The following is a 25454-nucleotide window of genomic DNA, read 5'->3' on the forward strand; positions in this document are numbered from 1 at the left end:
GATCACAAAACATTTTCACTTGAAGTAACTGTCCATGGCCATGCAATCGTTGCAATACAGTTTATCCAGATCCAGCCCCATCAGTTCCATACGACCCAGGGGTTGCATCCGCTCGGAGAGGGCTTTCAACATTTCTTCGCGGCTGGTTTTGGTTTCAATCACCCGCTCACAAGTGTCGCAGGTGGCATAATATTCCCCTGTGTTTTCATCAAAATGAATCACGCTGATCACCTCGGTTTATTATGCCGGCGGATGTCTAAAGAGTATGCACATCCGCATAAACAGGATATCAACTGACCCGCTTTTCTCCCAGGTGAACAGCTTTCATAAAACATAAACCAACTCTTATTCGTCCATCACTCTTTCCAGGAACAGCTTTTCCTTAAACCCACCACGTTTTTCCGCCTTGCCTGCACGAATCATCTCCAGCTCACCAGGTGTGGAACCGTGGATCTCGGTAAGGACATGGATTAACTCAAGCATATCAGCCAATTCTTCCAATGCTGCGTCGTCATCTTCCGCTCTTAAATATTCCTCTAACTCTTCATAAAGCTTTTTTCTTATTTCCTTCCGATATTCTTTATCATCCATCACCCGAATGACCGCTTGCTTCCCGGAAGCGAAGATGATTTTAGGGATTCGGTCACGAATCAATTTATTGTAGATCCCCATCCATTCTTCCTCCTATCAACCGCTCTTAACTGAATCACTACACTGGTCATAACAGAAGAGTCCTCATACCACAATAACCCCCGCCATTGGCGGGGGTTTCATCAAACAGGTGCTTATTCCGCTTCCTTCTCCCACCGCACCACGGGTTTGCGGGCGGCGGTCACTTCGTCCAGGCGCTTCACCACGGTGTGGTGAGGGGCTTCCTGGATCACTTCCGGGTTTTCTTCCGCTTCTTTGGCGATCTGGATCATCACATCCACAAAGTGGTCCAGTGTTTCTTTGCTTTCCGTTTCCGTCGGCTCGATCATCATGCATTCTTCCACGATCAACGGAAAGTAAACGGTCGGCGGGTGGATGTTAAAGTCCAGGAGCCGCTTGGCCATGTCCAGGGTGCGGACCCCCATCTTTTTCTGACGGTTGCCGGATAACACGAATTCGTGTTTACAACGATTGGGGAAAGGTACGTCAAAATGGTCCTCCAACCGCTTCATCAGGTAGTTTGCGTTTAAAACCGCATCCTCGGAAACGCGGCGGAGTCCGTCGGGACCCATGGTGCGGATGTAGGTGTAGGCACGGACCAGCATGCCGAAGTTGCCGTTAAAGGCTTTCACCCGCCCGATGGATTGCGGAATGTCAAAGTCAAAGTGATAACCCTCATCCGTTTTCATCACCAGGGGAGCCGGCAGGAACGGCGCCAGAATCTCCTTCACCCCGACAGGACCGGAACCGGGTCCGCCGCCTCCGTGAGGGGTGGTAAAGGTTTTGTGCAGATTGAGGTGGACCACGTCAAAACCCATGTCCCCCGGGCGAGAGTGACCCAGGATGGCGTTGGCGTTCGCCCCGTCATAGTAGAGGAGGCCGCCGGCCTGGTGAACGATGTCGGCGATTTCCTTGATCTCTTTCTCAAACAGCCCCAACGTGTTGGGATTGGTCAGCATCAGGGCGGCCGTGTCCTCGCCTACTACCTCTTTCAGATCCTCCACACTGACCAGACCCTGATCATTGGATTGGACCGTCACCGACTCAAAACCGGCCACCGTGGCACTAGCGGGGTTGGTTCCGTGAGCGGAGTCCGGAACGATTACTTTGGTCCGCTGGTGATCCCCCCGGCTGTGATGATAAGCCTTGATCATCATCAAGCCCGTCCATTCCCCTTGTGCTCCTGCGGCGGGCTGGAGAGTCACACGATCCATCCCTGTGATTTCGGCCAAATCCTGCTGCAATTCATACATCAATTGGAGTGCCCCCTGCACCGTCTCCACCGGCTGGTAGGGATGGATCTGGGCGAAACCGGGATAGCGGGCCACATCTTCATTGATTTTGGGGTTATATTTCATGGTGCAGGAACCCAGCGGATAAAAGCCGTTGTCGATCCCGTGGTTGCGGCGGGAAAGTTCGGTATAGTGGCGAATCAAATCCAGCTCGGAGACTTCCGGAAGCTCCGCCGGCTTCTCCCGCACCATCCCAGCCGGAATTCGTTCGGATACATCCTCGGACGGCACATCGGTTGCCGGAAGACTGTAAGCCACCCGTCCCGGTTTGCTCATCTCGAAGATCAACGCTTTGTCTTCGCTCATACCAATCCCTCCAGTACACGGGCCAATCCGTCGATCTCTTCCCGGGTCCGCAATTCGGTCACCGCTAACAGCATGGCACCCTCATACTCGGGATAGTCGCGGCCCAGATCGTATCCGCCAATGATCCCCTGCTGTAAGAGGGCTTGATTCACCATCCCCACCGGTTTCGCCAGCTTTACGGCGAACTCATTGAAAAAGGGTTGGTTAAACAGAGGTTCTACACCCGGCACTTGAGACAATCGCTTCCGGGCATATCCCGCTTTATCCAAGTTGAGGCGGGCCAGTTCCTGGACCCCCTGTTTACCCAGTGCCGTCATCCAGACGGCGGCGGCCAGCGCATTTAAGGCCTGGTTCGAACAGATATTGGATGTCGCCTTTTCCCGCCGGATGTGCTGTTCCCGTGCCTGCAAGGTAAGAACGAAACCGCGTTTGCCCTCTTCATCCACCGTCTGGCCGACGATCCGCCCCGGCACTTTGCGCATCAGCTTCCGGGTGACCGCAAAAAAACCGCAGTGGGGACCGCCAAACTGGACCGGAATTCCCATCGGCTGGGCATCCCCCACCACGATGTCCGCCCCGTATTCACCCGGCGGCTGTAAAAGGCCCAGGGAGATCGGGTTGGCACTGACGATAAAGAGGGCTTTCTGTTGGTGAGCCAGACTCCCCGCCCGCTCCAGATCCTCCAAATTGCCGAAGAAATTGGGGGATTGGACGGCCACTCCGGCCGTATCTCCGCTGATGGCGGCAGCCAAAGCATCCCAATCAGTCACCCCGTCCTTTTCGGGAATCTCACGAACCGTCAACCCCAGACCCTTAGCTTGCGCCGCCAAGATCGCCCGCGATTCCGGATGGACCGTGCGGGAGATGAGGATCTCCTTTCTGCGGGTAACAGCGGAGGCCACTCCGGCCGCTTCCGCCAGAGCTGTGGGGCCGTCGTACATGGAGGAGTTGGCCACCGCCATCCCCGTCAGCTCGCTGATCATGGTTTGAAACTCAAAAATGGCCTGCAATTCCCCTTGGCTGATCTCCGGTTGGTAGGGAGTATAGGCCGTGTAAAACTCAGAGCGGGAAATCACGTGGTTGACCACGCTGGGAATGTAGTGTTCATAGGCACCGGCACCCAAAAAAGAGACCGCTTGGTTGAGCGGGGTGTTTTGGTTGGCCAACCCGGATAAATGACGCGTCAAAGACGGTTCATCCATCGCTTCCGGTATGGACAACCGGCCGCGAAAGCGGACTTCCCCGGGAATATCATCAAACAATTGATTGACGGAATCCAGCCCCAGCACCGCCATCATCTCGCGGCGGTCCTCCTCCGTCATGGGCAAATAACGAAAGTTCATTCAGACTCCTCCTCCGGTCATCGGCGTTTACGCTCGGGGTCGCTGGTAAAAAGGGGTTTTCACGATCTTGGCAGCTACACGTTTGCCCCGGATCTCCACATCCACTTCGGTTCCCAGCTCCGCATGCTCCGCACGCACCAAAGCCAAGCCGACGTTTTTCTTTAAGGTGGGCGATTGGGTTCCGGAAGTCACTTCCCCGATCTCCTTTTCCCCCATAAACACCGGATAATGGGAGCGAGGAATCCCGCGTTCAATCATCTCCAACCCCACCAGTTTGCGGGGAGGGTCTTCCGCTTTTTGCTTTGCCAACACTTCCTGACCGATAAAATCCCCTTTGTCCGGCTTGACTGCAAAGCCGATGCCGGCCTCGATCGGGGTGATACTGGCGGACAGTTCGTTCCCGTACAAAGCCAGTCTCGCTTCAAACCGCAAGGTGTCCCGGGCTCCCAGCCCACAGGGGAGGACATCTTTTTCCCGCCCCGCTTCCAAAATTCGTTTCCAAAGCGTAGGAGCATCATCGGCGTTCAGATACATCTCAAACCCGTCCTCCCCTGTATAACCGGTGCGGGAGATCAGGGCTTTCGTCCCCCCCACTTCTACTTCTTCCTCAAAGCGGAAGGGGCGGATGACAGACAAGTCGGTGTCCGTACACGCTTGCAGCACTTCTTCCGCCAAGGGACCCTGCAGGGCGAGTTGAGCCACCTGATCAGAGATATTGCGGACGGTGACATCCCCTGTGGCATGTTTCTCGATCCACTCCACATCCTTGTCCGTGTTGGCGGCGTTGACCACCAACAGGTAGGAGCCGTCTTGTCTGTGATAGACCAACAAATCATCCACAGTACCGCCATCGGGATAGCACATTGCAGTATACTGCACCTTGCCCGGCGACAGCTTGGAGACATCGTTGGTGGTCAGCTTTTGCACCAAGTCCAACGCATCGCTCCCCAGGATCTCCACCTCTCCCATGTGGGAAACATCAAACAGCCCCGCCCGAGTGCGAACCGCCTCGTGTTCCGCTTTGATCCCGCTGAACTGGACCGGCAATTCCCAGCCGCCGAAGGGAACCAGTTTGGCCTCATCCCGGTATGCGGGATACAGGGTGGTACGTTTCAGTTCGGCCATGTGTGCACCTCCATTTTGATAATTGAGCCGTGAGCGCGGTCTGCACAACCCGTTACAATCTGCCCGGTCCGGTGTGATTGTCTTCGAGCTCTTGCCAAAAGCGCAAGGGCTATCAAAGAACAACACCGGGTTCATGTACGTTCGATTGACCAGACACGTCCTAGGCTTCTATCCCTAAAAAGGGATTGTACTCCCCCGATCCATGTAACCCCTGTCCGGTTTACCTGAGAGTTCGACCCGGTACTCACCCACTTCTCAGGGTGAAACCCCTCCAATTATCATCCTGGAAGGAATCCGGGCTTTGCCCCTTGGGTGGCCTAGACGGCGCTTTCCAGAGGAGCGTCCGGCGGGCCTCCTTTTGCCTGAGAGATTCACTTTGAAGACTGATCCGTCACGGATACACGAGCCATCCGTTCTCACCGTGCGGAATCAATGACTCCTCAAAGCTTGCTCCTTCGGCGCCACATCGACAGCATGTGGTCTCTCCTCCCGCCATCAACCGCCGGAACCAGAGAAATTCAATTCCATTGTGCCACAAATGGCGCCTTATTTCGATCCTTACGATAAAAGGAGCTTCCATACGGGAGAAACAAGAACACATAATCTTGTTTTATCCTTTCCATACTAAGACGGATTAACAGAGAAAAAGGGGGATCGCGATGGAATGGGTTCCGATTCGAATGGACCGCCGGTGGTTGGGAAGGTTCATGAAACAGGCGGAAGTAGACAGTGGTTGGAGCACGTGGGAACGGTACCGATTGGCTGTGGAGGCGGCGGAGGCACAGCGGATCCCCGACTTCGACACATTGCGTTGCCTGCCCCATTTGCAGGGATTTACCCCCATGCCCCACCAGGTGGAGACAGCCCGGCGAGTGCTGGGTGACATGCGGGGGCGAGCCATTTTGGCCGATGAAGTCGGGTTGGGAAAAACGATTGAAGCCGGTCTGATTCTGAAGGAATATATGGTTCGCGGATTGGTATCCAATGCTCTGATCCTGGTCCCCTCTTCGCTGGTGCTGCAATGGACACGGGAATTGAACCAAAAATTCCAGATCCCTGCTGCTGCGCAAAAAAAAGCGTGGATGTGGGATCGCCATGATATTTTAGTCGCTTCCATCGACACAGCCAAACGTGATCCCCATCGGGAGAAGGTGCTCTCCCGCCATTACGACCTTTTGATCGTCGACGAAGCTCATAAATTGAAAAACCGCCGCACGAAAAATTGGCAGTTTGTAAACCAGATCCAGAAGAAATACAGTCTGTTATTGACGGCGACACCGGTTCAAAACGATCTGCCCGAACTCTACAACCTGGTCACCCTGCTCAAACCGGGACATCTGGGACAGCAAAACAGCTTCAGCTCCCACTATGTTGCCGGTAAACGGAAGGCGAAAAATGAGGAACAATTGCGGGAAGAAGTCCGGAGGGTGATGATTCGCAACAAACGGAGCGACGGCCGTATTCAGTTTACCAACCGCCAAGTGAAGACCGTTCCCATCGTGCTGTCTCCAGAGGAGCGGTCGTTATACGAAGGGGTCACCTCGTTTGTTCGTCAGCGCTGGCGGGAAGGCGGCGGCAACATCGCGAAAAACCCCCTTTCCCTGATCACCCTGCAACGGGAAGTGTGCAGCAGCCGGGATGCCGCCTTTCACACTTTATTCAAGTTGCTGCACAAAGGAGAAGCAACTAAGGAACAGCTTTCCCCGGAAGTGGAGGTTTTGATCAATCTGTTACGGGCGGTGAAGCAACAAACGAAAATAGACAAGACGATTGAGCTCGTCCAATCCATCCAGGGCAAAGTGATCGTCTTCACCGAGTACCGCGCCACCCAGGATATGCTGCTGCGCGCGCTCCGCTCTCAAGGGATCATCGCCGTCGCATACCGGGGCGGCTTTGGGCGTAATAAAAAAGACTGGATGATGGAGCTTTTCCGCACCCGGGCTCAAGTGATGGTGGCCACCGAAGCGGGCGGGGAAGGGATCAATCTGCAGTTTTGTCACCATATCATCAACTATGATCTCCCATGGAATCCGATGCGGGTGGAACAGCGCATTGGAAGGGTCCACCGATTGGGACAGGAACAAGATGTCACCATCTATAACTTCGCAACAGAGAATACTATTGAGGAACATATCCTGTGGCTTCTTCATGAAAAAATTGATCTGTTCCGGACCGTGATCGGTGAGATGGAAGACATCCTGGAGCGATTCAACAACAAGGAGGGAATGGAGCAAAACCTGATGCGGATCTTGATGGAAGCGAAAAGCGATCAGGAGATCCGTTCCCGCCTCGACCAATTGGGAGATGAGTTTCACCAGGCACGGACCCAATCCGCTCAAACTCGCAAGCAGTGGGAGGAGTTGTTGGATGGAACCGAATGAGGTGAAAGCATTCACCGAGCGTTATCTGGAGATCTACGGATGTACACTCGTGGAGAGAGGAGAACACTATTTGCAAACCCGCCTCTCCGAGGAGGTGGACAAAGACTTAGTCCACCGCCCGTTCTATTGGATGTATGTAGAAAAGATGGGGTTGGAGCCTCAGGCCAGTACCCTCTCATTCACCTTCCATGCCGATCAGGCCCCCGAAGGGATGCAATCGGAGCTTCTCTCTTTCGGTTCCCCCCGTTTCTCCGCTATTCTCCGCTCCGCCCGGGAGAAAGGACGTTTCGTCCGCCTGTATGAAGAGTCCGGAACATCCGCCCGGCTTTGGGGGCAGTCCCGTCCATACGAACCTTGGCTGGGGGTCCACTTTCTCGTCTCCTTCATCTGCGACCGTAAACGGGACGAGATCCGGGATTTGGGCATCGACCTTCGGACAGGCGAAATCCGGGAGGGATTTCATCAAGACTGTTTACAGAAAAAATGGAACCAAAAGCTGCCGGCCCAACGACACATCCTTCCCCATCGTCTCACCCTCCCGGAAGCGGCAGGGGAGTTGGAGTATTACCTGCAGGGATGGATTGAACGCCAGGATGCCGCTTGGTTCCGGGAGGCCAAGGAGCGATTGAATCAAGAGCTGAAGCAAATTCATGCTTATTACCCCGAAGAGTGGAAAATGAGCGATGAACTCCACCGGGAGAAGAAACAGCGACTACGGGAGACCGTCTGGCAGTATCATCCCCGTGTAGAAGTGGAAGTCGTAGGTGCCGGCTTGTTTCATCTGGATCCGCAGAAACGATGAGAGGAAACAAAATGAAAAAAGATGATTCCTTAACAATAAAGAGGACGAAACCTCTAACCTTCGTGACAAAGCCCTGCGCCAAAAAGGCGACAGGGCTTTTCAAGCACCATCTGCTAAAATAGCGGGCAGCGTGAGGCTTACGTGCTCGGTCTGTTGGGCCCTTCCAACTTTTTGTTTCCGTAGCCGGACGCCTTCAACTCTTCCCTCTTTTCGGCAGAATCTGCCTGTTTGGCTCGTTGTTCACGGCTTTCATTTTCTTTATGGTGATTGTCGTCCATCCAAACAGCCTCCTTTCTTCCCTATCTTTCCCACGAGTGAAAGAGCCATGCGGTAAAAAATAGCCCTGGTTTGATGAAGCTTGTTTTAAGCCCTTGTTAAGTTTTCATTTAGCGACTACTCACCCCTCCACTCCCATGGTATCGTGAACATGATTGAATCGGCCTTTTCGTAAACCACCTGCAACAGAGCCGATGATGTTAATTCGGGGGGATTGACATGCTTGAGATTGGACACCAACTGCGGGCTGCCCGGGAAAGCGCAGGCTTTTCCCTTGAAGACATGCAAGGCTTGACCCGCATTCCCATCAATGAATTGATCGCACTGGAGGAAGGCCGCTTCGACCGTCTGCCCGGCTCCTTCACTGTGCGCTCCCATATACGAAGCTATGCCGTTCAAGTAGGCCTGGAACCTACGAAACTCCTGCAACAACTACGGACATCCGGTAGGATGAACATCCCCTCCCATGCTTCCGGAAGCCACCACTTCACCGATCCAGAGGAGACAAATACTCCTATTCCTTTTCACAGTAAGGAAAACTCCTCTTCCACAAAGACTCCTTTGGCCTGGGAGAAGACGCCACCCACTCAGAAGGTCCCTCCTTTTCCACCTCCTCCGCGGGCTACGGGTCCACTTCCGGTTACGCCTTGGTATGAGTCCCTGGAACTGAGAGAGGGACCCGTTCCGGATCCATCCTTTTCCCAAGACGACAGACATGAGGAAATAGCTGTCCGCAGGAACCGGCGCACCTCCCTGCGCAGCCATAAAACGGTTCGCTGGCCCATTTGGGTGGCGACCGTTGTATTCCTTCTTTTGATTCCCATCGGGATCTGGGCCGTGCAGATACTTCCCGGAATCGAATCGAATCCCCCATCCAAAGAGTCTGGATCACCACCCGCTGGCAACAACGCTCCTCTCACCGACCCGGTGGATGCATCAATCCCGAAGGGGATGATCCTGATTGACCGTGATGATAAAAAAAGCCAGTTTGAACTCGTCAACAATCAAGATCTGATCCTGGAAATCTACGCAGCTGACACCTGTTGGGTCCAAATCCGTGAAAACGAAGATGGCGGCTATTTAAAGGAAATTACGTTAGAAAAAGGGGATATTTTCCAATTCCCTCACCCACAACGGGTTTCCACCGATCTCTGGATCCTGCTGGGTGCCCCAGACCAAGTCGAGGTGAGTGTCAACGGACAAAGAATCACAGCTACCGAAGTGATTCACATCGATAAAAAGTGAATGGGAGAGGACAGGACACACCCTTCCCATTCATTTTTTGCAGCCAGAATTGCTGGTGGATCTCTTTGCTGTCAATCCACCAGGATATAGGCATCTTGGATTCCCAACGCCCGGACTTCCGACAGACGGGCCTCTGCGTTAGCCCGTTGGGTGAATGCGCCGGCTTGCACCCGGTACCATGTGGCGCCATCGATCACAGTAGTGACAACCACTGCCTCTATTCCATTTCTATCTAAAAACCCTTTTCGCTCCTCCGCATTGCTCCGATTCTGGAATGAGCCGGCGATGACGCGGTACAAGGCGGTGGAACGGCGCGGTAATGACAGCGCCTGGGCGATGCCGTCTGCTGTCGCTTGGGACAGGTCGCGAATAAAGTTGGCATTGCGCAACAAGTTTCGATCGGCAGTGGTGTCGATAAACAGGTTCTCCAACAAAACAGCAGGCATCCGAGTCTCCCGCAACACATAAAAATTGGCCCGCTTTTTCCCCCGATCCCGCACTTGATACCGGGAACCGATCAATTTCATGACCGTGTCATGAATCGTATTTTGCGCCTGGATGGTGAAGTTGGAGACGGGTCCATTGTAAATATAACTCTCCCAACCGGTTCCACCACCGGCATTGATATGAACCGAACAGAAATAGTCGGCATTGTTGTTGTTAGCCAGATTGGCCCGCTCCGCCAAGGAAACCGTCCGATCTGTCGTACGGGTCATCAGTACATCGACGATATACTGACTAGTAAGCGCATCCCTCACCTTCAACCCAATATCCAACGTAAAAGCCTTCTCCTGATATCCTCCACTAACGGCACCGGGATCGCTTCCCCCATGTCCGGGGTCAATCACCACTTTCGTCATGGTGTAATCACCTCTGCTACTAGACTATGAAAGCGCAGTCAATACGGTGATAGACCCTGGCGGAGAGAAGCACCCAAATAGAAGAAATAGAGAAGGACCAGCGGAACATTGCAGGGAAACGTCTCCTCCATATCAAAGATTAGTAGCAGCAAAAAGCCAGCGAGACGAGGAGGAAGCCATGATTTCATTTTCCAAGCCAGATGTGGAACAATTCTTTCGAACACTGATCATCCAGAACTTTGCCGTCAGCCCTGATGAGAAACAATTGATTTTTAGTACCAACCTAGGCGGTACCTTCGATTTGTGGGGAATGGATTTGCCCCGCACGTTCCCCTACCCCCTCACATTCCACAGCCAGAGCAGCCACGGTATCCACTTTGACAAGCAAGGACGGTTCATTATCGCCAGCTTCGATCACGACGGGGATGAATTTACTCAGCTGTATGCACTGCCTCCTCAGGGAGGCGAGTCAAAGCCCCTCCGTGTCCAAAAAGGAGAACGGCACTTTTTTGGCGGACTCTCCCAGGACGGAGCCCGCCTCTACTATACCTCCACCAAGGGAAACCCTACATATTTGAACACCTATTGCTACGATCTTAAAACGGGGGAAGAAAACCTGCTGTTGAAGGGGGAGAAGGGAGCAACCACCCTGATCGATGTCAGCCCTGATGAAACAGCCTGGCTCTTTGGAACTCACTTTGCCAACACCCATACTCTCGCCTTTGTCTATAAAGAAGGGGAAAAAATTTTGTTAACCCCTCTGAGTGAAGCACAACATACGGTCTCCGACGCTTTGTTCATATCGGAAACCGAAGTGTATCTCCTAACCGACTACGATGCCGATTTTTCCTACTTGGCTCATTTCAACTTAGAAACGCGAACATTTACCAAGCTTCTTTCCCTGGAGAAAGAGAGCTTTACTACCCTGAAGCTGGACAAGAAGCAGAACTGTCTGTACTTGGTGGGCTCTTCTGGAGTGGAAGACCGACTGTATCGCTACGCAATCACCCAGGGGAATCTAAATCGGTTGGAATCACCCGTCGATGTGATTGAACAGTTAACGGTCAGTGAAAGTGGCAATATTTATCTTCTCGGCCGCAGCGCCACTCTTCCCTTTAACCTGTTTCGGTTAAAGAAAGATGCCAAAGAGTGGACTCCTCTCACCGATTTTAAAGTTCCCGGTGTTCCCCGGGAGGAGCTGATTGAACCGGAAGTATTCACTTACCCCTCCCATGACGGCCTGGAAATCGAAGGGTTGTACTTCCGCGCCAATCCGGAGACCAACAACGGCCACCTCATTCTGTGGCCCCATGGAGGTCCCCAAGCAGCGGAGCGCAAAATGTTTCGGGCGCTGTTTCAGTTCCTTCTCAACCGGGGTTACAGCATTCTCGCTCCCAATTTCCGAGGCTCCTCCGGTTACGGCCTTTCCTTTATGAAAAAAGTAGAGGGAGACTGGGGACACGGGCCGAGACTGGACAATGTCCATGCGCTGGACTACGCCATCGCTCAGGGATGGGCGGATAAGGACAAGATCCTGTTGATGGGAGGCAGTTACGGGGGCTATATGGCTCTCTTGCTGCACGGCCGCCATGGGGAAGCCTTCAAAGCCGTGGTGGATATCTTTGGGGTGTCCAACCTGTTCAGCTTTGTCGAAACCGTTCCCGATCATTGGAAGCCCGCCATGAAGCAATGGGTGGGTGATCCAGAGAAAGACAGAGAAAAATTTATCGAGGATTCACCCATCACTTATTTGGACGGGATGACGAAACCCATGCTTGTCATCCAGGGAGCCAACGACCCTCGGGTGGTTCAGGCGGAGTCGGACCAAGTGGTGGAAGCCCTCCGGAAGCGAGGAGTGGAAGTGGAGTATCTGGTACTGGAAGACGAGGGACACGGCTTCTCCAAAAAAGCCAATGAAATTGAAGTATATCGGCGGGTACTCGACTTTTTCGATCGTCATGCGATCAAGGCTGGTACTGCCGCCCGTTAAGTCGTTGTTGTTAGACAAAAAACCAGCGCACCGTTTACAGGTGGCTGGTTTTTTATATAAGGCGGCACTCAGTCGATCGTGGATTCTTCCAGGCCCAGGCACCGCCGGTAAATCCACTTATACCCTTCCAGGTGGATCACGCGCGGATTACCAACGGTTTGCGGGTCATCGTAAGCGGCTTGAGCGTAACGATCGATATCGTTCGGATCTACGCCTTGTTCCAGCAGCGTAGGGATTTCCACGTCGGACACCAACTGTTCCACTTCGATGACAGCCATTTTGGCCGCATCTTCCACGGTCAAGCCGGCGGTATCCACTCCCAGGGCTTGGGCGATCCGGGCAAATTTGTCCGGACATCCCATCCAATTGTACTCCATCACGGCAGGCAGCATGGCGGATACGCACTGTCCGTGCATCACCGGAACCATTCCGCCCAAGGTCTGGGCCATGGCATGGGCGGCACCGGCAGAGTCACTGCCGTAAGACAAGCCGGCCAGCATTGCCGCCTGCGCCATCCCGTAACGGGCCTCGATGTCGTTGCCGTTGGCATAAGCGCGACGCAGGTATTTTCCCACATACTCAATCGCCAACAATGCGACGGCATCCGTCAAGGGTTGCGATTGGTGCATGGTGTAGCACTCAATGGCGTGGGATAGCGCGTCTACTCCCGTAGCAGCGGTGATATGGGGAGGCATGGACAGGTGAAGCTTCGGATCGATGATCGCCAAATGAGCCGGAATCAGCGGCCCTCCGGTATTAAATTTAATCTCGCGCACCGGATCTTTAATGACCGCCCACTGGGTCACTTCACTCCCCGTACCGGCAGTGGTCGGGATGGTCGTCAAAGGCGGAATCCGTTTTTCCAGAGGTTTACCGGCATCGGACGCCTCATAATTTAAAACCGGTTCACCATGGACCACTTCCACACCGATCGCTTTGGCGGTGTCCATGGAACTGCCGCCCCCGACAGCAACGAGTCCATTACACTCCTGCTCCTTGAAGGTAGCACTTCCTTTAGCCACCAGTTCGGTATCCGGCTCCCCCTGAATATCATGAAAAACGGTGACATCGATCCCCGCTTCCTTCAGGCTGTTTGCGATGGGGTCGACAATCCCGGCTTGATAAAGTCCCTTATCGGTTACGATCATTGCTTTGCTGACACCCAGGGCTTTCACTTCTTCCCCTGTGTTTTCCGAAACACCAATTCCGGAGACCACCTTGGTGGGCATGACAAATTCCTTACGGTCCAACATCTGTTCCATACGCATCATGATACAACCATCCTCCTTTTCAAGAAATATACACCAGTACTATAGTTGTATGAGAACGTGGGTTAGTCGGGCTGGCGGGCTGTCTTCGATCTCTTGCAAAAAGCGCATAGCGAGACCAGGGAACAAAGTGACCCAAGCGAGACTTGTGCTCTATGAGTGCAAAGGATCGCAGTCATCCCACCACCCTCCCTTTTTTCATGTTCGGCTTATTTAAACCAGCCCATGGGCTGCGGGTTCAGGTTTTGGAAGATGTGCTTCTGTTCGGTGTACTCTTCCAGTCCGGTCTTGCCCAGCTCCCGTCCGATTCCGGATTGTTTGTATCCGCCCCAGGGCGCTTGCGGGAAGTATGGATGAAAATCATTAATCCAAACCGTCCCCATGCGCAACTTACGGGCCACCCGCTGAGCCTGGTTGATATCCCGGGTCCAAACGGCACCCGCCAGCCCGTAGATGGAATCGTTGGCCAGACGGATCGCTTCCTCTTCCGTCCGGAACGTTTCCACCGTCAGGATCGGACCGAAGGTTTCTTCCTGAACGATGCGCATATCGGATCGACAACCGTCAAATACGGTCGGTTCCAGGAAGAAGCCCTGTTCAAATTCCTTCCCTTCCGGTCGCTTGCCGCCGATCAACAATTTTGCCCCTTCTTCTTTTCCGATCTCGATATACCCCTCCACTTTAGCACGGTGTTCTTCTGAAGTGAGGGGGCCCATCTGAGTAGACTCATCCAGACCGCTTCCCAATCGAATCCGTTTAACCCGGCTTATCAGTTCTTCCACAAAACGGTCATGAATCTTCTCTTCCACCAGCAAGCGGGCCCCAGCTGAACAGACTTGTCCCGCATGGAAATAAACCGCATTGAGGGCATAATCGACCGTGGTCTCAAAATCACTGTCGGCAAACACGATGTTTGGGTTTTTACCGCCCAATTCCAATGCAATCTTTTTCATGTTGCCCGATGCGGCCTTCATAATGTTCCGACCGGTTTCAATGCCTCCGGTGAAAGAGACGAGATCCACTTGATCCGATTCCGACAGTTCAGCCCCCACGGAGGCCCCGGGACCCGTTACAATGTTGACAACCCCTTGGGGGAACCCGACTTCTTCCATCAGCTCCGCCACTTTCAATGTGGTGAGCGGGGTAATCTCACTCGGCTTCAACACCATGGTGCAGCCTGCCGCCAACGCGGGAGCCAATTTCCACGAGGCTTGGAGCAAGGGGTAGTTCCACGGAGTGATCATTCCACAAACCCCTACCGGCTCCCGAACCACCCGGCTGACGGCATCCGGCATCGGAGGATCGATCTCTTCCCCGCCGTCTTTATCGGCCAGACCGGCATAATAGCGGAACACCGCCGCAATATCTTCCATATCCGCCCGGCTCTCCACCAGGGTTTTACCGGTATCCAATGTTTCCAGGCGTGCCAGCTCTTCCTGGTCGCGGTCGATCAACGCAGCCACTTCCCACAGCTTTTTCCCCCGTTCCGATGCGGGAGTCTGAGGCCATGGCCCTTGATCAAAAGCCCGCCGTGCCGCCTTGATCGCACGGACGGCGTCTTCACGATCCCCTTCGGGGACGATAGCAATCTCTTCTCGGTTGTATGGGTTGATCACCTTCCGGGTGTTTCCCGAACGGGCCTCCACCCACTCTCCGTCAATGTACATCTTTTTCCGAATCAAGGCGCCTTCACTCCCCTTCCGGTTTAGTTTGTACAGTTTTTTCTGTACAAACCGTTACATTTGTAAGGATATCACTCTATACATGACGATGCAACCCGTCTTACCTCTCTAATCGTGTCTCAGCCGTGACAAGAGCTTTTGACATCAGCCGTTGCTTTGATAGTATGAGTGACATCTGTTCCATTCATTCTGTATATACGATTCATATGGGACAGATACGGGTATGCTAGGGGCTAGCAGGCCAAAGCCCTCTATAGAGGAGTGTTTACGATGGGATCCCAAATGATGAAAATCGAAGAAGCCCGGCGGGATTATATCGAATCCCTCGTGGAAACGATGGAAATGTATGGCCTGAGTCCTTCGATGGGACGTTTATTTGGCATTATGTTTTTCCACGATGAACCGATGACTCTGGATGAAATGCGTCACCAGACCGGTATGAGTAAAACCAGCATGAGTACCGGGGTGCGCGCGCTCTCCCGTTTAAAACTGGTACACAAGAAGTGGCAGAAAGGCGTCCGCAAGGATCTGTATGAAGCCGAACATGATCAATTTCGTTCCTTTGTCGACTTTTTTGCACAGCAATGGGAAAAAGAGATTGAACTGAATCAGGTCAGCTTGCGCAAAAGCGAACAAAAGTTGCGCGCGTTATTGGACGACCCCCTCCTATCCGATGAAGACCGGGCACAGGTGTTGAGAGATTTGGACAAACTGGATAACGCCAAACGCTATTACCAATGGCTGGGCCATCTGGTTGAAGCTTTTGAAACGGAAGAAATCTTTAAACACGTCCCCATACCCGATGCATCCGATTAAAGGTTAGGAGCTGATATCCAACATGTCATCTGATTTGAATAACAACAACGGCTTTTTTACTCCAGGCAAGTTAGGAATGATCGCCCTCGTAGCGGCCATGGGATTGATGGCCGGATATGCCTATTGGACAGGCAGGGACATCCACTGGGGCGCCTTGATCACCATGCTGATTTTTTACTTATTGATGTATTACATCGGAGCGGTGAGTGCAGGGCGAAAGAGCGACAATTTACGGGATATGATGTTGGCCGGCAGGAATATGCCCCTCTGGATCTCCATGTTCACCATGGCGGCCACTTGGGTCGGCGGAGGGTATATCAACGGCACCGCCGAAGCGACTTATTCGTACGGGCTGGTCTGGGCCCAAGCCCCTTGGGGTTATGCGCTGAGCCTGATCATCGGCGGAATCTTTTTCGCCAGAAAGATGCGCCGGTACCAATTCACCACGATGTTGGATCCGCTGGAGGCGCGCTTTGGGAGTAAACTGACCGGTTTTCTGTTTCTTCCCGCCCTCGCTGCGGAGATTTTTTGGAGCGGTGCCATTCTGACTGCATTGGGAACCACCTTCGGCACGTTGTTGGGATTGGATTTTACCACCTCCATCCTCTTTTCCGCCGCCATCGCCATCGCTTATACCGTCGTGGGAGGCCTCTGGTCGGTGGCGTATACGGACGTGCTTCAATTTGGCATTATTCTGGTCGGCTTATATTTGGTCTTTTATTTCACGATTCAAGATGCAGGCGGATTGGGATTTACTTGGTCCCAATATGTTTCCGGCATGGAAGATGTGGGACGCAACTATGCCAGCCTGTTCCCGCCCTTGGACGGGTGGCGGGATCCTGATTGGGGATGGTACTACTGGAACTGGTGGGACTATGCCCTGCTCCTGATCTTCGGTGGGATTCCGTGGCAAGTGTACTTCCAGCGGGTCTTGTCCGCCAACAGCGAAAAATCCGCCATGTGGCTCTCCATCCTCGCCGGTTTTTGGGCCATGGTGGTCGCCGTTCCCGCAGTCATGATCGGAACGATCGGTTTTAACACCGATTGGGCGGCCATTGGGGTCGGGGAACCGGAAAACCCGGCCATGATTCTCCCCTATGTCATCCGATATCTGACGCCGGACTGGTTGGCCATCCTGGGTCTCGGAGCACTGGCAGCGGCAGTGATGTCTTCCGTCGATTCCTCCATCCTGTCCGCCTCCTCCCTGGCTTCCTGGAATGTATACCGTCCGCTGGTCAAGCCACAAGCAACGAGTGAGCACCTGCAAAAGATCATCAAGCGCTCCATCATTATCGTAGGGGTGGCCGCCACTCTAATTGCGCTCAATGTACAAAGCGTCTACGAGTTGTGGTTTCTGTGCAGCGACTTCGTCTACTGTATCCTGTTCCCGCAGCTGACCATGGCTCTCTTCTTCAAAGGAGCCAACAAATACGGTTCCGCGGCCGGTTTGATTGTCGCCTTTGTCTTGCGGTTCGGCGGAGGGGAACCGGTTCTGGGCATTCCGCAAATCATCCCCTATCCGATGGTGGAAGACGGAGTGGTGTTATTCCCCTTCCGCACACTGGCGATGGTCGCCAGTTTGATCACGATCTATGTCGTTTCCAAGATGACAGCCAAAATCTGCCCGCCGTTGCCGTTGAAGAACCTGAAGAAAATCTAACCGAATCAAAAATCCCCCTTGATGTTTTCAAGGGGGGTTTTGCAATCGATTCAACAACAGATGAAGTTAGGGCGTCTTCGCCAACAATTTAGACAGAAACCTCCGGGTTCGCTCATGGTCCGGATTGGAAAAAATACGGGCCGGATTTCCCGAATCGACGATAGAGCCCCCGTCCATGAAGATAACCTGATCCGCCACATCCCGGGCGAAGCCCATCTCGTGGGTGACGATCACCATCGTCTGCTTTTCCCGCGCCAGCTCCTTCATGGTAACCAACACTTCACCGATCAATTCCGGATCCAGGGCGGATGTCGGCTCGTCAAAGAGGAGCACTTCCGGCTCCATAGCGAGGGCCCGGGCGATGGCGACCCGTTGCTGCTGGCCGCCGGAGAGTTGGGACGGATACGCGTTTTCCTTGTCGGCCAGTCCCACCTTGGCAAGAAGCCGACGTCCCCGTTCACGCACACGGGCTTTATCCGCCTGCTTCACCACCAAAGGCCCTTCGATCACGTTCTCCAACGCGGTTTTGTGAGGGAAGAGATTAAAGCTTTGAAAGACCATCCCCGTTTTTCCGCGAACGGCACGCATTTGCCGTTCCGTCACCTTTTTTGTACCAAAGGTGACGGTTTTATCTCCAACCGTCATTTCTCCAGAGGTGGGGGTTTCCAGCAGATTCATGCAACGGAGCAGAGTCGACTTCCCCGATCCGCTGGGTCCGATGATACAGAGAACTTCTCCCTTCTCCACCTCCAGATCGATTCCTTTCAGCACTTCCAACTCCCCGAATCGTTTGGATAAATTGCGAATGGTGATCATGGAACTTCCTCCCTTTTACGTCGCAAACCGGCCATATCGTTTTTCCAGGTGGTCCTGCAAAACATTGAGAAGCGTGCAGATCACCCAGTAGATGGCCGCCACCAAAATATACATGGTCATGGGATCAAAACTGCGCCCCCCGACAATTTTGGCCTGATACAGCATCTCCGGCACGGTGATGACGGAGAGCAAGGCCGTATCTTTCACCAAACTGAGAAAGGTATTGGCCAGAGGAGGAAGGGCTACCCGTACAGACTGGGGAATGATGATGCGTTGCATCGTTTGCCAGTAAGTCATGTTCATCGATTTGGCCGCTTCCCACTGACCCCGGGGAATCGAAAGTATCGCTCCCCGAATCGTCTCCGCCGAATACCCCCCGACATTGAGGGAAAGACCGATGATGGCTGCCATAATCGCAGTCAGCTCAATCCCGATTACCGGCAATCCAAAGTATAAAATAAATAATTGCACCAACAGAGGAGTCCCGCGAATAATGGAAATATAAGCACGTGCCGGCCAACGGAGCCAAATCCGTGCCGACATCCGGCCCATGGCGGTCACCAGTCCCAGCACCAGTCCGATGAACATGGTGAGGAAGCTGAGGGAGATCGTATAGCCGATTCCCTGTAACACAAACGGTAACGAATCCACCGCCAACTGCGGATTAAATAGTCTGTCCCAATGAATATCTGTCATTGCGCTTTCAACCTTTCTTCCAACCTCATTTTCCATTTGAATCGAAAAACGATACGAAGCGTGTCCGATCAATCCGTTCGGCAGAAACCCGGGTCGGTGTGGAAAGTACCAGGCAGACCCCGGATCGCTGCGTCCATTCTTTTCGGGACGGATATTGCCCCCGTTCCGCCGATGTCTTAGTATGGAATAGGACAAAAAAACGAAGATTCATCATGGGAGGGCCGCATGAGCATGCGCAAGATGGACATCCAGATTGATATCGCCCGCGAATATGAAAAGATCGACAAGGAAGCATTCAACCGTGATCTCCGAAAGCTCCTGGAGAAATACTTTGAATTGAACTCCATCCATATCCGTAAAGAAGTCCATACCGTTGAAGTACAAAAAGTGAACCTAAAGCAAGGAGAAGAAGCAACCGAAGAGCCCGTTTTGCCGGAGACTTTGGATATCGAACGTCAGCCCCTCGTCACCGTATTCGACTCTTCCAATTCCACCCCGGAACTCCCGAAACGAAAACCGGCTGCCAAAAAGAACGAAGACGACCCATATTATTGACGGAACGGGACGGCTCGCCGTCCTTTTCCTGTTTGGCGGGAGACCTCCCCTACTACGTGAAAGCGAAAAAGCCCCCGGAACATCGCCGGAGGACTTTTGACTCGTCAGGGTTTGGAGATATCCTCTCCGAACCACCGCTCGGAAATCTCGGCAAGGGTGCCGTCTGCTTGCATCTCTTGCAACGCTTGGTTAATCTCCTCAACCAAATCTTCGTTCCCTTTTGGGACCGGGAAAGCACTCTCCGATGGGTCCATTGGTTGACCCACTGTTTTCAGTGGCAGGTCCGTCGTCTGGAGCATCTCCGCCACTGCCAGACGATCGTTTAGACTAAAGTCGACCCGTTTGGCTGCCACATCCCGCATCGCCGTCATCATATCCTCGTAGGAAACGATCTCGGCTTCCGCTTCCTCAGCCATTTTCCCGTAATTGCTGGTCGGGGTCTGAGCCGCCCGCTTTCCCTTCACATCGTCGATTTCCTTGATTTCCTGATTATCTTTATGGACGACGATGGTGGCATAGGAAACCGAATAGGGCGTGCTAAAATCGAATTTTTTCTTCCGTTCCTCATTGATCCCCACTTGGTTGGCCACGATATCAAAACGGCCGGTAGACAAGCTGGTCAACATGGCATCCCACGGCCCCTCGACAAAAGTGGCTTTGACGCCCATCCGCTTAGCCACTTCCTCTGCTACCTCCACATCGTAACCCGTCAGCTCATTGCTCTCCTCATCCCGAAACGTAAAGGGCTTATAGGTTCCTTCGGTACCGATTCGAATCTCGCCCCGTTTTTTTATTCCGGCAAGCAGGTTGTCGGTGTCCTCCGACTCTCCCTGCTGGTCACTCCCACCGCCACAGGCACTCAACACCAACAGTGGAATGATCATCAAGCTCATCATCAACCATCGCTTCATCGGACGGCGCCTCCCATAAATCATAGTTTATCCATCGGATTATATGTTTAAATTCCTATCCCATCATAGCGGACCCGTCTCGCTCTGTCAACGTCCTGCGAAGGTTGGGGACTTTAGCCGGTTTAAGGAGAGACTCCGATTCGATACATGTGAGGGACCCGGTCTTCAAAGACAGGAATTTGCCGGCGGATACGAGCCACTTCCGCCAGTTCCAGATCGACCGTCAGCGTTTCCTCCCCCTCCCCGCCTTCCGCCAACACTTTCCCCCAAGGATCCAGCACCATCGAATGACCGCAGAACGTGTTATTCGGATCGGACCCGACCCGGTTGATCGCCGCTACCGCCATCTGATTTTCGATTGCCCGCGCCTGGTTGAGAATACGCCAATGATTGAGGCGGGGATGCGGCCATTCAGCAGAAACGAACAGAAGCTCCGCCCCTTCCAGGGCCAGGGAACGGACCATTTCAGGAAAGCGTACATCATAACAGATAATCATACCCGCCCGATAACCGCCGATGGGAAACGTCACCGGACCTTCGGGGCCCGGCAAAAGGAACTTCTCTTCCTCCATCAGTCGAAAGAGATGCAATTTCCTGTATTGGGCCACCACGTCTCCTTGTGGAGAAAACACATAACTAGCATTATAATGACCGCCATCCTTCACCTCGGCGATGGATCCCCCCATCAGGGTAATCCCGTATTCCCTGGATTTTTGGCCCATCCATTCCACCAGTTCTCCCCGATCCGCAATCCGGTCCAGGCGGGTGAGGTCGTATCCGGCATTCCACATCTCCGGCAACGCCACCACATCCGGATGTTCCCGCTCTACCACCTGCGCCAGCTTTTTCGCTACCCGACGCTGGTTGACGGCCGGATCACCAAATGCGACATCCATCTGGATCAATGATATCCGCATCAATCACCCCTCCAATCCCGTAAAAAAAGTAATGGCACCGCAATCAAAAAAAGGCACCCTCGGAGCGTTGGATCCTCGCCCCTGTGTGCCCTCCATCTTACCGCAAGTATTCCGCCTTTTCCAACGTTGCCCGCCACCCGTTTATAAATTGCTGATTCGCCTGTCTTCGGCATTGGATGCGTACTTTGGAAAGAAGTACACCCAGCGCAGCAAAGACTTATATCGGGATTGAAGTTCCTCTCTGTATGTTTGGAAAGACTCTCCATGCAAATACAATAAGCTGAAACTGCTGAGAGAAAGAAAGCTGACCACCTCATGAACCTGGGGATGACGTTGCACCAAGCCCTGTTGATGGACACGTTCTTGCAACCACTGAGCTTCATGCCAAACGGACAATACCTTTTCATGAGCGACAGGTTCCTCCAACCGGAGAAGCGTTTGCACCGCGACATCAATGCGGGGCAAAATCTCCTTCAACTCCTGGTAACGATGGTCTTTCCAGGCCACGCACCATCCCACCTGACCTCCGAATTTGATGAAAATTCATGGAATTTAATCTGATTATAATCCAGCTTCTTCATGAAGAAACCTCGACTCTATTCGACCGCTTTCCCCACTCCTCGGCAAATTTCCTCTATTTTCGGCAAATTGACTGTGAAAAATTTAAGGAGATCGGCCAAGCCTCCCGCTGTCGGAACGCAACGACCCCCTTTATTTCATATTAAATTTTTCCCAATTAACTATAGGTATAATATATCATCTCTACTAAACCCCTTCAAGAAGATTTCTTGCAAGAAAACTCTTCTTTTCCACATTCACCAACCTGCTCGCTCAATGGATGGAGCGCTTGTTCCAAATCAGTCCAAATATCAGAAATATCCTCAATTCCCACAGACAGACGGATTAAATCATCGGTGATCCCCATCGCCGACCGTTCCTCTTCTGGCACAATTGCATGTGTCATGGAAGCGGGATGTTGAACCAATGTCGCCACATCTCCCAAGCTGACAGTCAACAGACACATCTTTAGCCGGTCTAAAAACAGACGGGCCCCTTCCAGCCCCCCACAAACCTGAAAACTGACCATCCCGCCGGGCAGATCCATTTGACGTTGGGCCAATCGGTATTGAGGATGGTTCGGCAATCCCGGATAATCCACCTTTTTCACCGCCGGGTGTGCCAAGAGAAGCCGGGCTATTTTTTCAGCATTGGCCACATGTCGTTCCATTCTCACTGCAAGCGTACGGATGCCCCGAAGTAGAAGCCATGCGTCAAACGGGGACAAAACGGCACCCACATCTTTGCGCAATTGGTCCCGGATCGGACCGATCAACTGAGAAGAACCGCACAGAACACCGCCGATCACATCCCCGTGTCCCCCGATGTATTTGGTGGCACTGTGCAACACCAAATCGGCTCCCCATTCCAAAGGCCGCTGCAGGATGGGGGTGGCAAACGTATTATCCACCACCACTTTTATTCCGCGTTCTTTCGCCCACAGGCATACCTCGTTCAAATCGATGATCTCCAACGTTGGATTCACGGGCGTTTCCAAATAGAGTACTTTCGTCTCGGGACGTACAGCCTTTTCCAAACGCTCCCGGGAGGGCCGATCCACAAAAGTGGTGCAGACATTCATCTTTTCTTTCATCCATCCCAACAACCCATGGGTACAGCCGTAAATCCCCCGGGAACAAAGGAGATGATCCCCATGGCCCAACAATCCCATCAAGGCACCGGAGACGGCTCCCATCCCCGAGGCAAAAGCAACCGCTGCTTCGGCCCCTTCCAGGTCCGCCACTTTCTCTTCCAACTGGGATACCGTGGGGTTCCCCAGGCGGGTGTAAACATACCCTTCCTCCTCCCCCGCAAACCGGCGTGCCCCCTCTTGCCAATCCCGGAATACAAAGGTGGATGTCTGCACCAATGGGGGAGCCAACGCTCCCGTTTGCTCACAAGGTTGGCTTGTTCCATGAATCAAACGGGTAGAACGATTTTGTGTATGACTCATCTAGTTCCTCTCCTTCTCTCTAATCTCATTTGTCTCCATCCGGATGATCCGGATCACTCGTACCCAGGTTCCCACCATGCAATAGCCGTATCGGTCCGGTGCTTTCTCCGCCAACACCGTAACACGGGCGCCGTCTCGCCTCAGCAAGCGCAGTTGTTCAGGTGTCCCATCCAATTGAAAGCGCTTTCTTTCTTTTGTTACCAAAATCCAGCACCCGCCCTGGATATCCAGGTAACGCATGGTGCCGGACAAGAGAAACGGCTCCCCCTCCGCGGCCGGCCCAACCTTTTCCATTATACTCCTGCCGACCGCCGGGTTTGCCACTGTACCACACATCATGATCATCGCCAACAATCCGATACCTACTTTTTTACCCATGAGCACCACCCCCTTGCCCCGTATTCTGCGGGGATGGCTGAATCCTTATCCCTTGTCTGGTAAATTCGTTCTCAGCCTGGGGCGAGCTTTCTTCGTTTCGTTGCAAAAAGCGCATAACGGAAAATTGAATGACCAGACAGGCCCTAGACAAAACGACCGTGTCCGTACAATTTCTCCGCCATACGGATAGCGAATGGATCGGTCATTCCGGCGATATAATCGCAGACAATCCGTTCTTTTGCTTCCGGGTGCTCCTCAATCCGTTGGCGGTCATGGAAGGGGAGCAGCTGGATCTCTTCCGACATCGCTTCAAACAGGGAGCGGACGATACGTCCACCTTTAAAAGCCATGGCCTGAACAGAGGGGGAGCGGATCACCCGCTCATCCACCCTCTGTTTCAGCTGCTGATTCAATCGTTGCAATTCTTCCGGCAGACGTGCCCGATAGCGAATTCGGGGAGAATAGGACGGCTCCCCTTCCTCGGTGATGACCAGATGATTGACGAAACACGAGATGAGATAGGCAAACAATTGTTTTAGATCGTGTTTGAAATCCGGGTGGCGGGGATTTAAGCGATCCAGCATCTGAACGGCTGCATCCCACTCTTCCCATTTTCCTGCTTCCCCGTTTTGACGAAGCACCTCCTGCAGTTCCTCCAGATGGACCCACCCCAGATTGACGGCGTCTTCCAGATCGTGGGTGGCATAAGCCACATCGTCCGCCAGCTCGATGATGGAGCACTCCAACGTAAGCCGAAGGCATCGCTCGATGCCGGGATGAACCGGATCCGGTTCCCGTTTCAGGTAGAATTCCCGTTCCTCCGGCGAAAAAGGAGCCAGCACCCATTCAAACGCATCCCGATCTGCGTCAAACACACTGGATTTAGGGGGATATTTCTCGGTTCTATCGGGATCGGTCACTGCATCTTGCAACACGACGGGGTATTTCATCACCGACAACAACAACCCCCTCGTCAGGTTGAGTCCCCGCCCCTGCTTTCCCTCCAATCGGGTCAAAATGCGAAAGGTCTGGGCATTTCCTTCAAACCCCCCATGATCCTGCATGCACCCGTGTAATGCCATTTCCCCATCGTGGCCGAACGGGGGGTGACCCAGGTCATGGGCAAGGGCGGCTGCCTCGATCAGGGAGATATCGATCCGGCAATCGTCCCGGCGCAAGGCTTCGGTTCGTTGGTTAAGGGAATGGGCCATCCCCCTGGCGATCTGCGCTGCTTCCATGGAATGGGTGAGTCGGGTGCGGTGCAGATCCCCCACATCCACTCCGATCACTTGTTTTTTCGACTGCAACCGTCGAAAGGATGCACCGTGGATGATCCGCCCGTGATCCCGTTCAAAATCGTCCCGGATTTCCAGGCGCGATCGGGAAACATCCTGATGCCGCCTCTCCCGGTCCTGTTTGTCGTAAAAAGGGTTTGTTCGGTTGGACAGGTACATCGCCATTCCTCCTTGACGC

The 25454-nt window shown here is 53.3% G+C and carries 24 protein-coding genes and 1 riboswitch; of the genes, 7 read left to right on the top strand and 17 right to left on the bottom strand.

What is annotated here, in order from left to right; genetic code table 11:
- Positions 1-15 precede the first annotated feature (15 nt).
- From JOE21_RS03345 to gcvT, 5 genes are all read right to left on the bottom strand, one after another.
- Positions 16-222 (bottom strand): hypothetical protein, encoded by a 207-nt coding sequence (locus JOE21_RS03345; protein WP_309862246.1) that lies wholly within the window; start codon positions 220-222, stop codon positions 16-18.
- A gap of 123 nt (positions 223-345) precedes the next feature.
- The gene (locus JOE21_RS03350; RefSeq protein ID WP_309862249.1) at positions 346-672 is read right to left on the bottom strand and encodes a nucleoside triphosphate pyrophosphohydrolase; all 327 of its coding nucleotides are present in this window, start codon (positions 670-672) and stop codon (positions 346-348) included.
- A 113-nt stretch (positions 673-785) separates the two neighbouring features.
- A complete protein-coding gene (gene gcvPB / locus JOE21_RS03355; RefSeq protein ID WP_309862251.1) occupies positions 786-2249 on the bottom strand; it encodes an aminomethyl-transferring glycine dehydrogenase subunit GcvPB in 1464 nt (487 codons plus the stop codon).
- Entirely contained in the window at positions 2246-3592 is a 1347-nt protein-coding gene (gcvPA, locus tag JOE21_RS03360) for an aminomethyl-transferring glycine dehydrogenase subunit GcvPA (protein ID WP_309862253.1), read from the bottom strand. The genes gcvPB and gcvPA overlap by 4 nt, the downstream gene beginning before the upstream one ends.
- Positions 3593-3619: 27 nt before the next feature.
- A complete protein-coding gene (gene gcvT / locus JOE21_RS03365; RefSeq protein ID WP_309862255.1) occupies positions 3620-4717 on the bottom strand; it encodes a glycine cleavage system aminomethyltransferase GcvT in 1098 nt (365 codons plus the stop codon).
- A 340-nt stretch (positions 4718-5057) separates the two neighbouring features.
- Positions 5058-5216, bottom strand: a riboswitch (glycine riboswitch).
- Between the two features lie 160 nt (positions 5217-5376).
- On the opposite strand from gcvT, the gene JOE21_RS03370 reads away from it, so the two are divergent.
- Positions 5377-7098 carry a DEAD/DEAH box helicase gene (locus JOE21_RS03370; protein WP_374709300.1) on the top strand — a complete coding sequence of 574 codons (1722 nt, stop codon included), beginning with the start codon at positions 5377-5379 and terminating at the stop codon, positions 7096-7098.
- Positions 7085-7900, top strand: a complete 816-nt coding sequence (locus JOE21_RS03375; RefSeq protein WP_309862257.1) for a YqhG family protein — start codon at positions 7085-7087, stop codon at positions 7898-7900. The genes JOE21_RS03370 and JOE21_RS03375 overlap by 14 nt, the downstream gene beginning before the upstream one ends.
- A 137-nt stretch (positions 7901-8037) precedes the next feature.
- Here the strand turns inward: JOE21_RS03375 and JOE21_RS03380 are convergent, their stop codons facing one another.
- Entirely contained in the window at positions 8038-8178 is a 141-nt protein-coding gene (locus JOE21_RS03380; protein WP_309862259.1) for a hypothetical protein, read from the bottom strand.
- Between the two features lie 217 nt (positions 8179-8395).
- Between JOE21_RS03380 and JOE21_RS03385 the strand changes: the two genes are divergently transcribed.
- A complete protein-coding gene (locus JOE21_RS03385; RefSeq protein ID WP_309862260.1) occupies positions 8396-9421 on the top strand; it encodes a helix-turn-helix domain-containing protein in 1026 nt (341 codons plus the stop codon).
- 71 nt (positions 9422-9492) lie between these two features.
- On the opposite strand, the gene JOE21_RS03390 is transcribed toward JOE21_RS03385, so the two are convergent.
- Positions 9493-10281 (bottom strand): N-acetylmuramoyl-L-alanine amidase, encoded by a 789-nt coding sequence (locus tag JOE21_RS03390; protein WP_309862263.1) that lies wholly within the window; start codon positions 10279-10281, stop codon positions 9493-9495.
- 178 nt (positions 10282-10459) lie between these two features.
- On the opposite strand from JOE21_RS03390, the gene JOE21_RS03395 reads away from it, so the two are divergent.
- A complete protein-coding gene (locus JOE21_RS03395; protein WP_309862265.1) occupies positions 10460-12271 on the top strand; it encodes a S9 family peptidase in 1812 nt (603 codons plus the stop codon).
- Between the two features lie 68 nt (positions 12272-12339).
- Here JOE21_RS03395 and gbsB read toward each other — a convergent pair whose 3' ends face one another.
- Both gbsB and betB read right to left on the bottom strand, forming a co-directional pair.
- Positions 12340-13539 (bottom strand): choline dehydrogenase, encoded by a 1200-nt coding sequence (gene gbsB, locus JOE21_RS03400; protein ID WP_309862462.1) that lies wholly within the window; start codon positions 13537-13539, stop codon positions 12340-12342.
- Between the two features lie 209 nt (positions 13540-13748).
- Positions 13749-15206: a betaine-aldehyde dehydrogenase gene (gene betB, locus JOE21_RS03405; RefSeq protein WP_374709313.1), complete on the bottom strand. Its 1458-nt coding sequence runs from the start codon at positions 15204-15206 to the stop codon at positions 13749-13751.
- 285 nt (positions 15207-15491) lie between these two features.
- On the opposite strand from betB, the gene cudC reads away from it, so the two are divergent.
- Both cudC and JOE21_RS03415 read left to right on the top strand, forming a co-directional pair.
- Positions 15492-16037 carry a choline uptake/conversion transcriptional regulator CudC gene (cudC, locus tag JOE21_RS03410; RefSeq protein WP_309862266.1) on the top strand — a complete coding sequence of 182 codons (546 nt, stop codon included), beginning with the start codon at positions 15492-15494 and terminating at the stop codon, positions 16035-16037.
- A 22-nt stretch (positions 16038-16059) separates the two neighbouring features.
- On the top strand, positions 16060-17697 hold the full coding sequence (locus JOE21_RS03415) for a high affinity choline transporter 1 (protein ID WP_374709301.1): 1638 nt from the start codon (positions 16060-16062) through the stop codon (positions 17695-17697).
- 66 nt (positions 17698-17763) lie between these two features.
- On the opposite strand, the gene JOE21_RS03420 is transcribed toward JOE21_RS03415, so the two are convergent.
- Complete coding sequence (locus JOE21_RS03420; RefSeq protein ID WP_309862268.1) at positions 17764-18513, bottom strand: amino acid ABC transporter ATP-binding protein; 750 nt, start codon at positions 18511-18513, stop codon at positions 17764-17766.
- Positions 18514-18528: 15 nt separating this feature from the next.
- Positions 18529-19209, bottom strand: a complete 681-nt coding sequence (locus JOE21_RS03425) for an amino acid ABC transporter permease (RefSeq protein ID WP_309862270.1) — start codon at positions 19207-19209, stop codon at positions 18529-18531.
- Positions 19210-19434: 225 nt separating this feature from the next.
- On the opposite strand from JOE21_RS03425, the gene JOE21_RS03430 reads away from it, so the two are divergent.
- Positions 19435-19764: a hypothetical protein gene (locus JOE21_RS03430; RefSeq protein ID WP_309862272.1), complete on the top strand. Its 330-nt coding sequence runs from the start codon at positions 19435-19437 to the stop codon at positions 19762-19764.
- A 104-nt stretch (positions 19765-19868) separates the two neighbouring features.
- Here JOE21_RS03430 and JOE21_RS03435 read toward each other — a convergent pair whose 3' ends face one another.
- The 6 genes from JOE21_RS03435 to JOE21_RS03460 form a co-directional block, all read right to left on the bottom strand.
- Positions 19869-20675, bottom strand: a complete 807-nt coding sequence (locus tag JOE21_RS03435; RefSeq protein WP_309862275.1) for a transporter substrate-binding domain-containing protein — start codon at positions 20673-20675, stop codon at positions 19869-19871.
- 122 nt (positions 20676-20797) lie between these two features.
- Positions 20798-21592: a carbon-nitrogen family hydrolase gene (locus JOE21_RS03440; protein ID WP_309862277.1), complete on the bottom strand. Its 795-nt coding sequence runs from the start codon at positions 21590-21592 to the stop codon at positions 20798-20800.
- 141 nt (positions 21593-21733) lie between these two features.
- On the bottom strand, positions 21734-22099 hold the full coding sequence (locus tag JOE21_RS03445; protein ID WP_309862279.1) for a hypothetical protein: 366 nt from the start codon (positions 22097-22099) through the stop codon (positions 21734-21736).
- Between the two features lie 268 nt (positions 22100-22367).
- Positions 22368-23603 carry a trans-sulfuration enzyme family protein gene (locus JOE21_RS03450; protein WP_309862280.1) on the bottom strand — a complete coding sequence of 412 codons (1236 nt, stop codon included), beginning with the start codon at positions 23601-23603 and terminating at the stop codon, positions 22368-22370.
- Complete coding sequence (locus JOE21_RS03455; protein WP_309862282.1) at positions 23604-23981, bottom strand: hypothetical protein; 378 nt, start codon at positions 23979-23981, stop codon at positions 23604-23606. It lies immediately after the preceding gene.
- A gap of 143 nt (positions 23982-24124) precedes the next feature.
- A complete protein-coding gene (locus tag JOE21_RS03460; protein WP_309862285.1) occupies positions 24125-25435 on the bottom strand; it encodes an anti-phage deoxyguanosine triphosphatase in 1311 nt (436 codons plus the stop codon).
- Positions 25436-25454 lie beyond the last annotated feature (19 nt).

It is taken from the genome of Desmospora profundinema, from assembly GCF_031454155.1.
In the GTDB taxonomy this organism is placed as follows: Bacteria; Bacillota; Bacilli; order Thermoactinomycetales; family DSM-45169; genus Desmospora; species Desmospora profundinema.

Coding starts and splice junctions, on each gene's coding strand:
- JOE21_RS03350 (WP_309862249.1), bottom strand. CDS start 672: ATGGGGATCTACAATAAATTGATTCGTGACCGAATCCCTAAAATCATC.
- gcvPB (WP_309862251.1), bottom strand. CDS start 2,249: ATGAGCGAAGACAAAGCGTTGATCTTCGAGATGAGCAAACCGGGACGG.
- gcvPA (WP_309862253.1), bottom strand. CDS start 3,592: ATGAACTTTCGTTATTTGCCCATGACGGAGGAGGACCGCCGCGAGATG.
- gcvT (WP_309862255.1), bottom strand. CDS start 4,717: ATGGCCGAACTGAAACGTACCACCCTGTATCCCGCATACCGGGATGAG.
- JOE21_RS03370 (WP_374709300.1), top strand. CDS start 5,377: ATGGAATGGGTTCCGATTCGAATGGACCGCCGGTGGTTGGGAAGGTTC.
- JOE21_RS03375 (WP_309862257.1), top strand. CDS start 7,085: ATGGAACCGAATGAGGTGAAAGCATTCACCGAGCGTTATCTGGAGATC.
- JOE21_RS03380 (WP_309862259.1), bottom strand. CDS start 8,178: ATGGACGACAATCACCATAAAGAAAATGAAAGCCGTGAACAACGAGCC.
- JOE21_RS03385 (WP_309862260.1), top strand. CDS start 8,396: ATGCTTGAGATTGGACACCAACTGCGGGCTGCCCGGGAAAGCGCAGGC.
- JOE21_RS03390 (WP_309862263.1), bottom strand. CDS start 10,281: ATGACGAAAGTGGTGATTGACCCCGGACATGGGGGAAGCGATCCCGGT.
- JOE21_RS03395 (WP_309862265.1), top strand. CDS start 10,460: ATGATTTCATTTTCCAAGCCAGATGTGGAACAATTCTTTCGAACACTG.
- gbsB (WP_309862462.1), bottom strand. CDS start 13,539: ATGCGTATGGAACAGATGTTGGACCGTAAGGAATTTGTCATGCCCACC.
- betB (WP_374709313.1), bottom strand. CDS start 15,206: ATGTACATTGACGGAGAGTGGGTGGAGGCCCGTTCGGGAAACACCCGG.
- cudC (WP_309862266.1), top strand. CDS start 15,492: ATGGGATCCCAAATGATGAAAATCGAAGAAGCCCGGCGGGATTATATC.
- JOE21_RS03415 (WP_374709301.1), top strand. CDS start 16,060: ATGTCATCTGATTTGAATAACAACAACGGCTTTTTTACTCCAGGCAAG.
- JOE21_RS03420 (WP_309862268.1), bottom strand. CDS start 18,513: ATGATCACCATTCGCAATTTATCCAAACGATTCGGGGAGTTGGAAGTG.
- JOE21_RS03425 (WP_309862270.1), bottom strand. CDS start 19,209: ATGACAGATATTCATTGGGACAGACTATTTAATCCGCAGTTGGCGGTG.
- JOE21_RS03430 (WP_309862272.1), top strand. CDS start 19,435: ATGAGCATGCGCAAGATGGACATCCAGATTGATATCGCCCGCGAATAT.
- JOE21_RS03435 (WP_309862275.1), bottom strand. CDS start 20,675: ATGAAGCGATGGTTGATGATGAGCTTGATGATCATTCCACTGTTGGTG.
- JOE21_RS03440 (WP_309862277.1), bottom strand. CDS start 21,592: ATGCGGATATCATTGATCCAGATGGATGTCGCATTTGGTGATCCGGCC.
- JOE21_RS03450 (WP_309862280.1), bottom strand. CDS start 23,603: ATGAGTCATACACAAAATCGTTCTACCCGTTTGATTCATGGAACAAGC.
- JOE21_RS03455 (WP_309862282.1), bottom strand. CDS start 23,981: ATGGGTAAAAAAGTAGGTATCGGATTGTTGGCGATGATCATGATGTGT.
- JOE21_RS03460 (WP_309862285.1), bottom strand. CDS start 25,435: ATGTACCTGTCCAACCGAACAAACCCTTTTTACGACAAACAGGACCGG.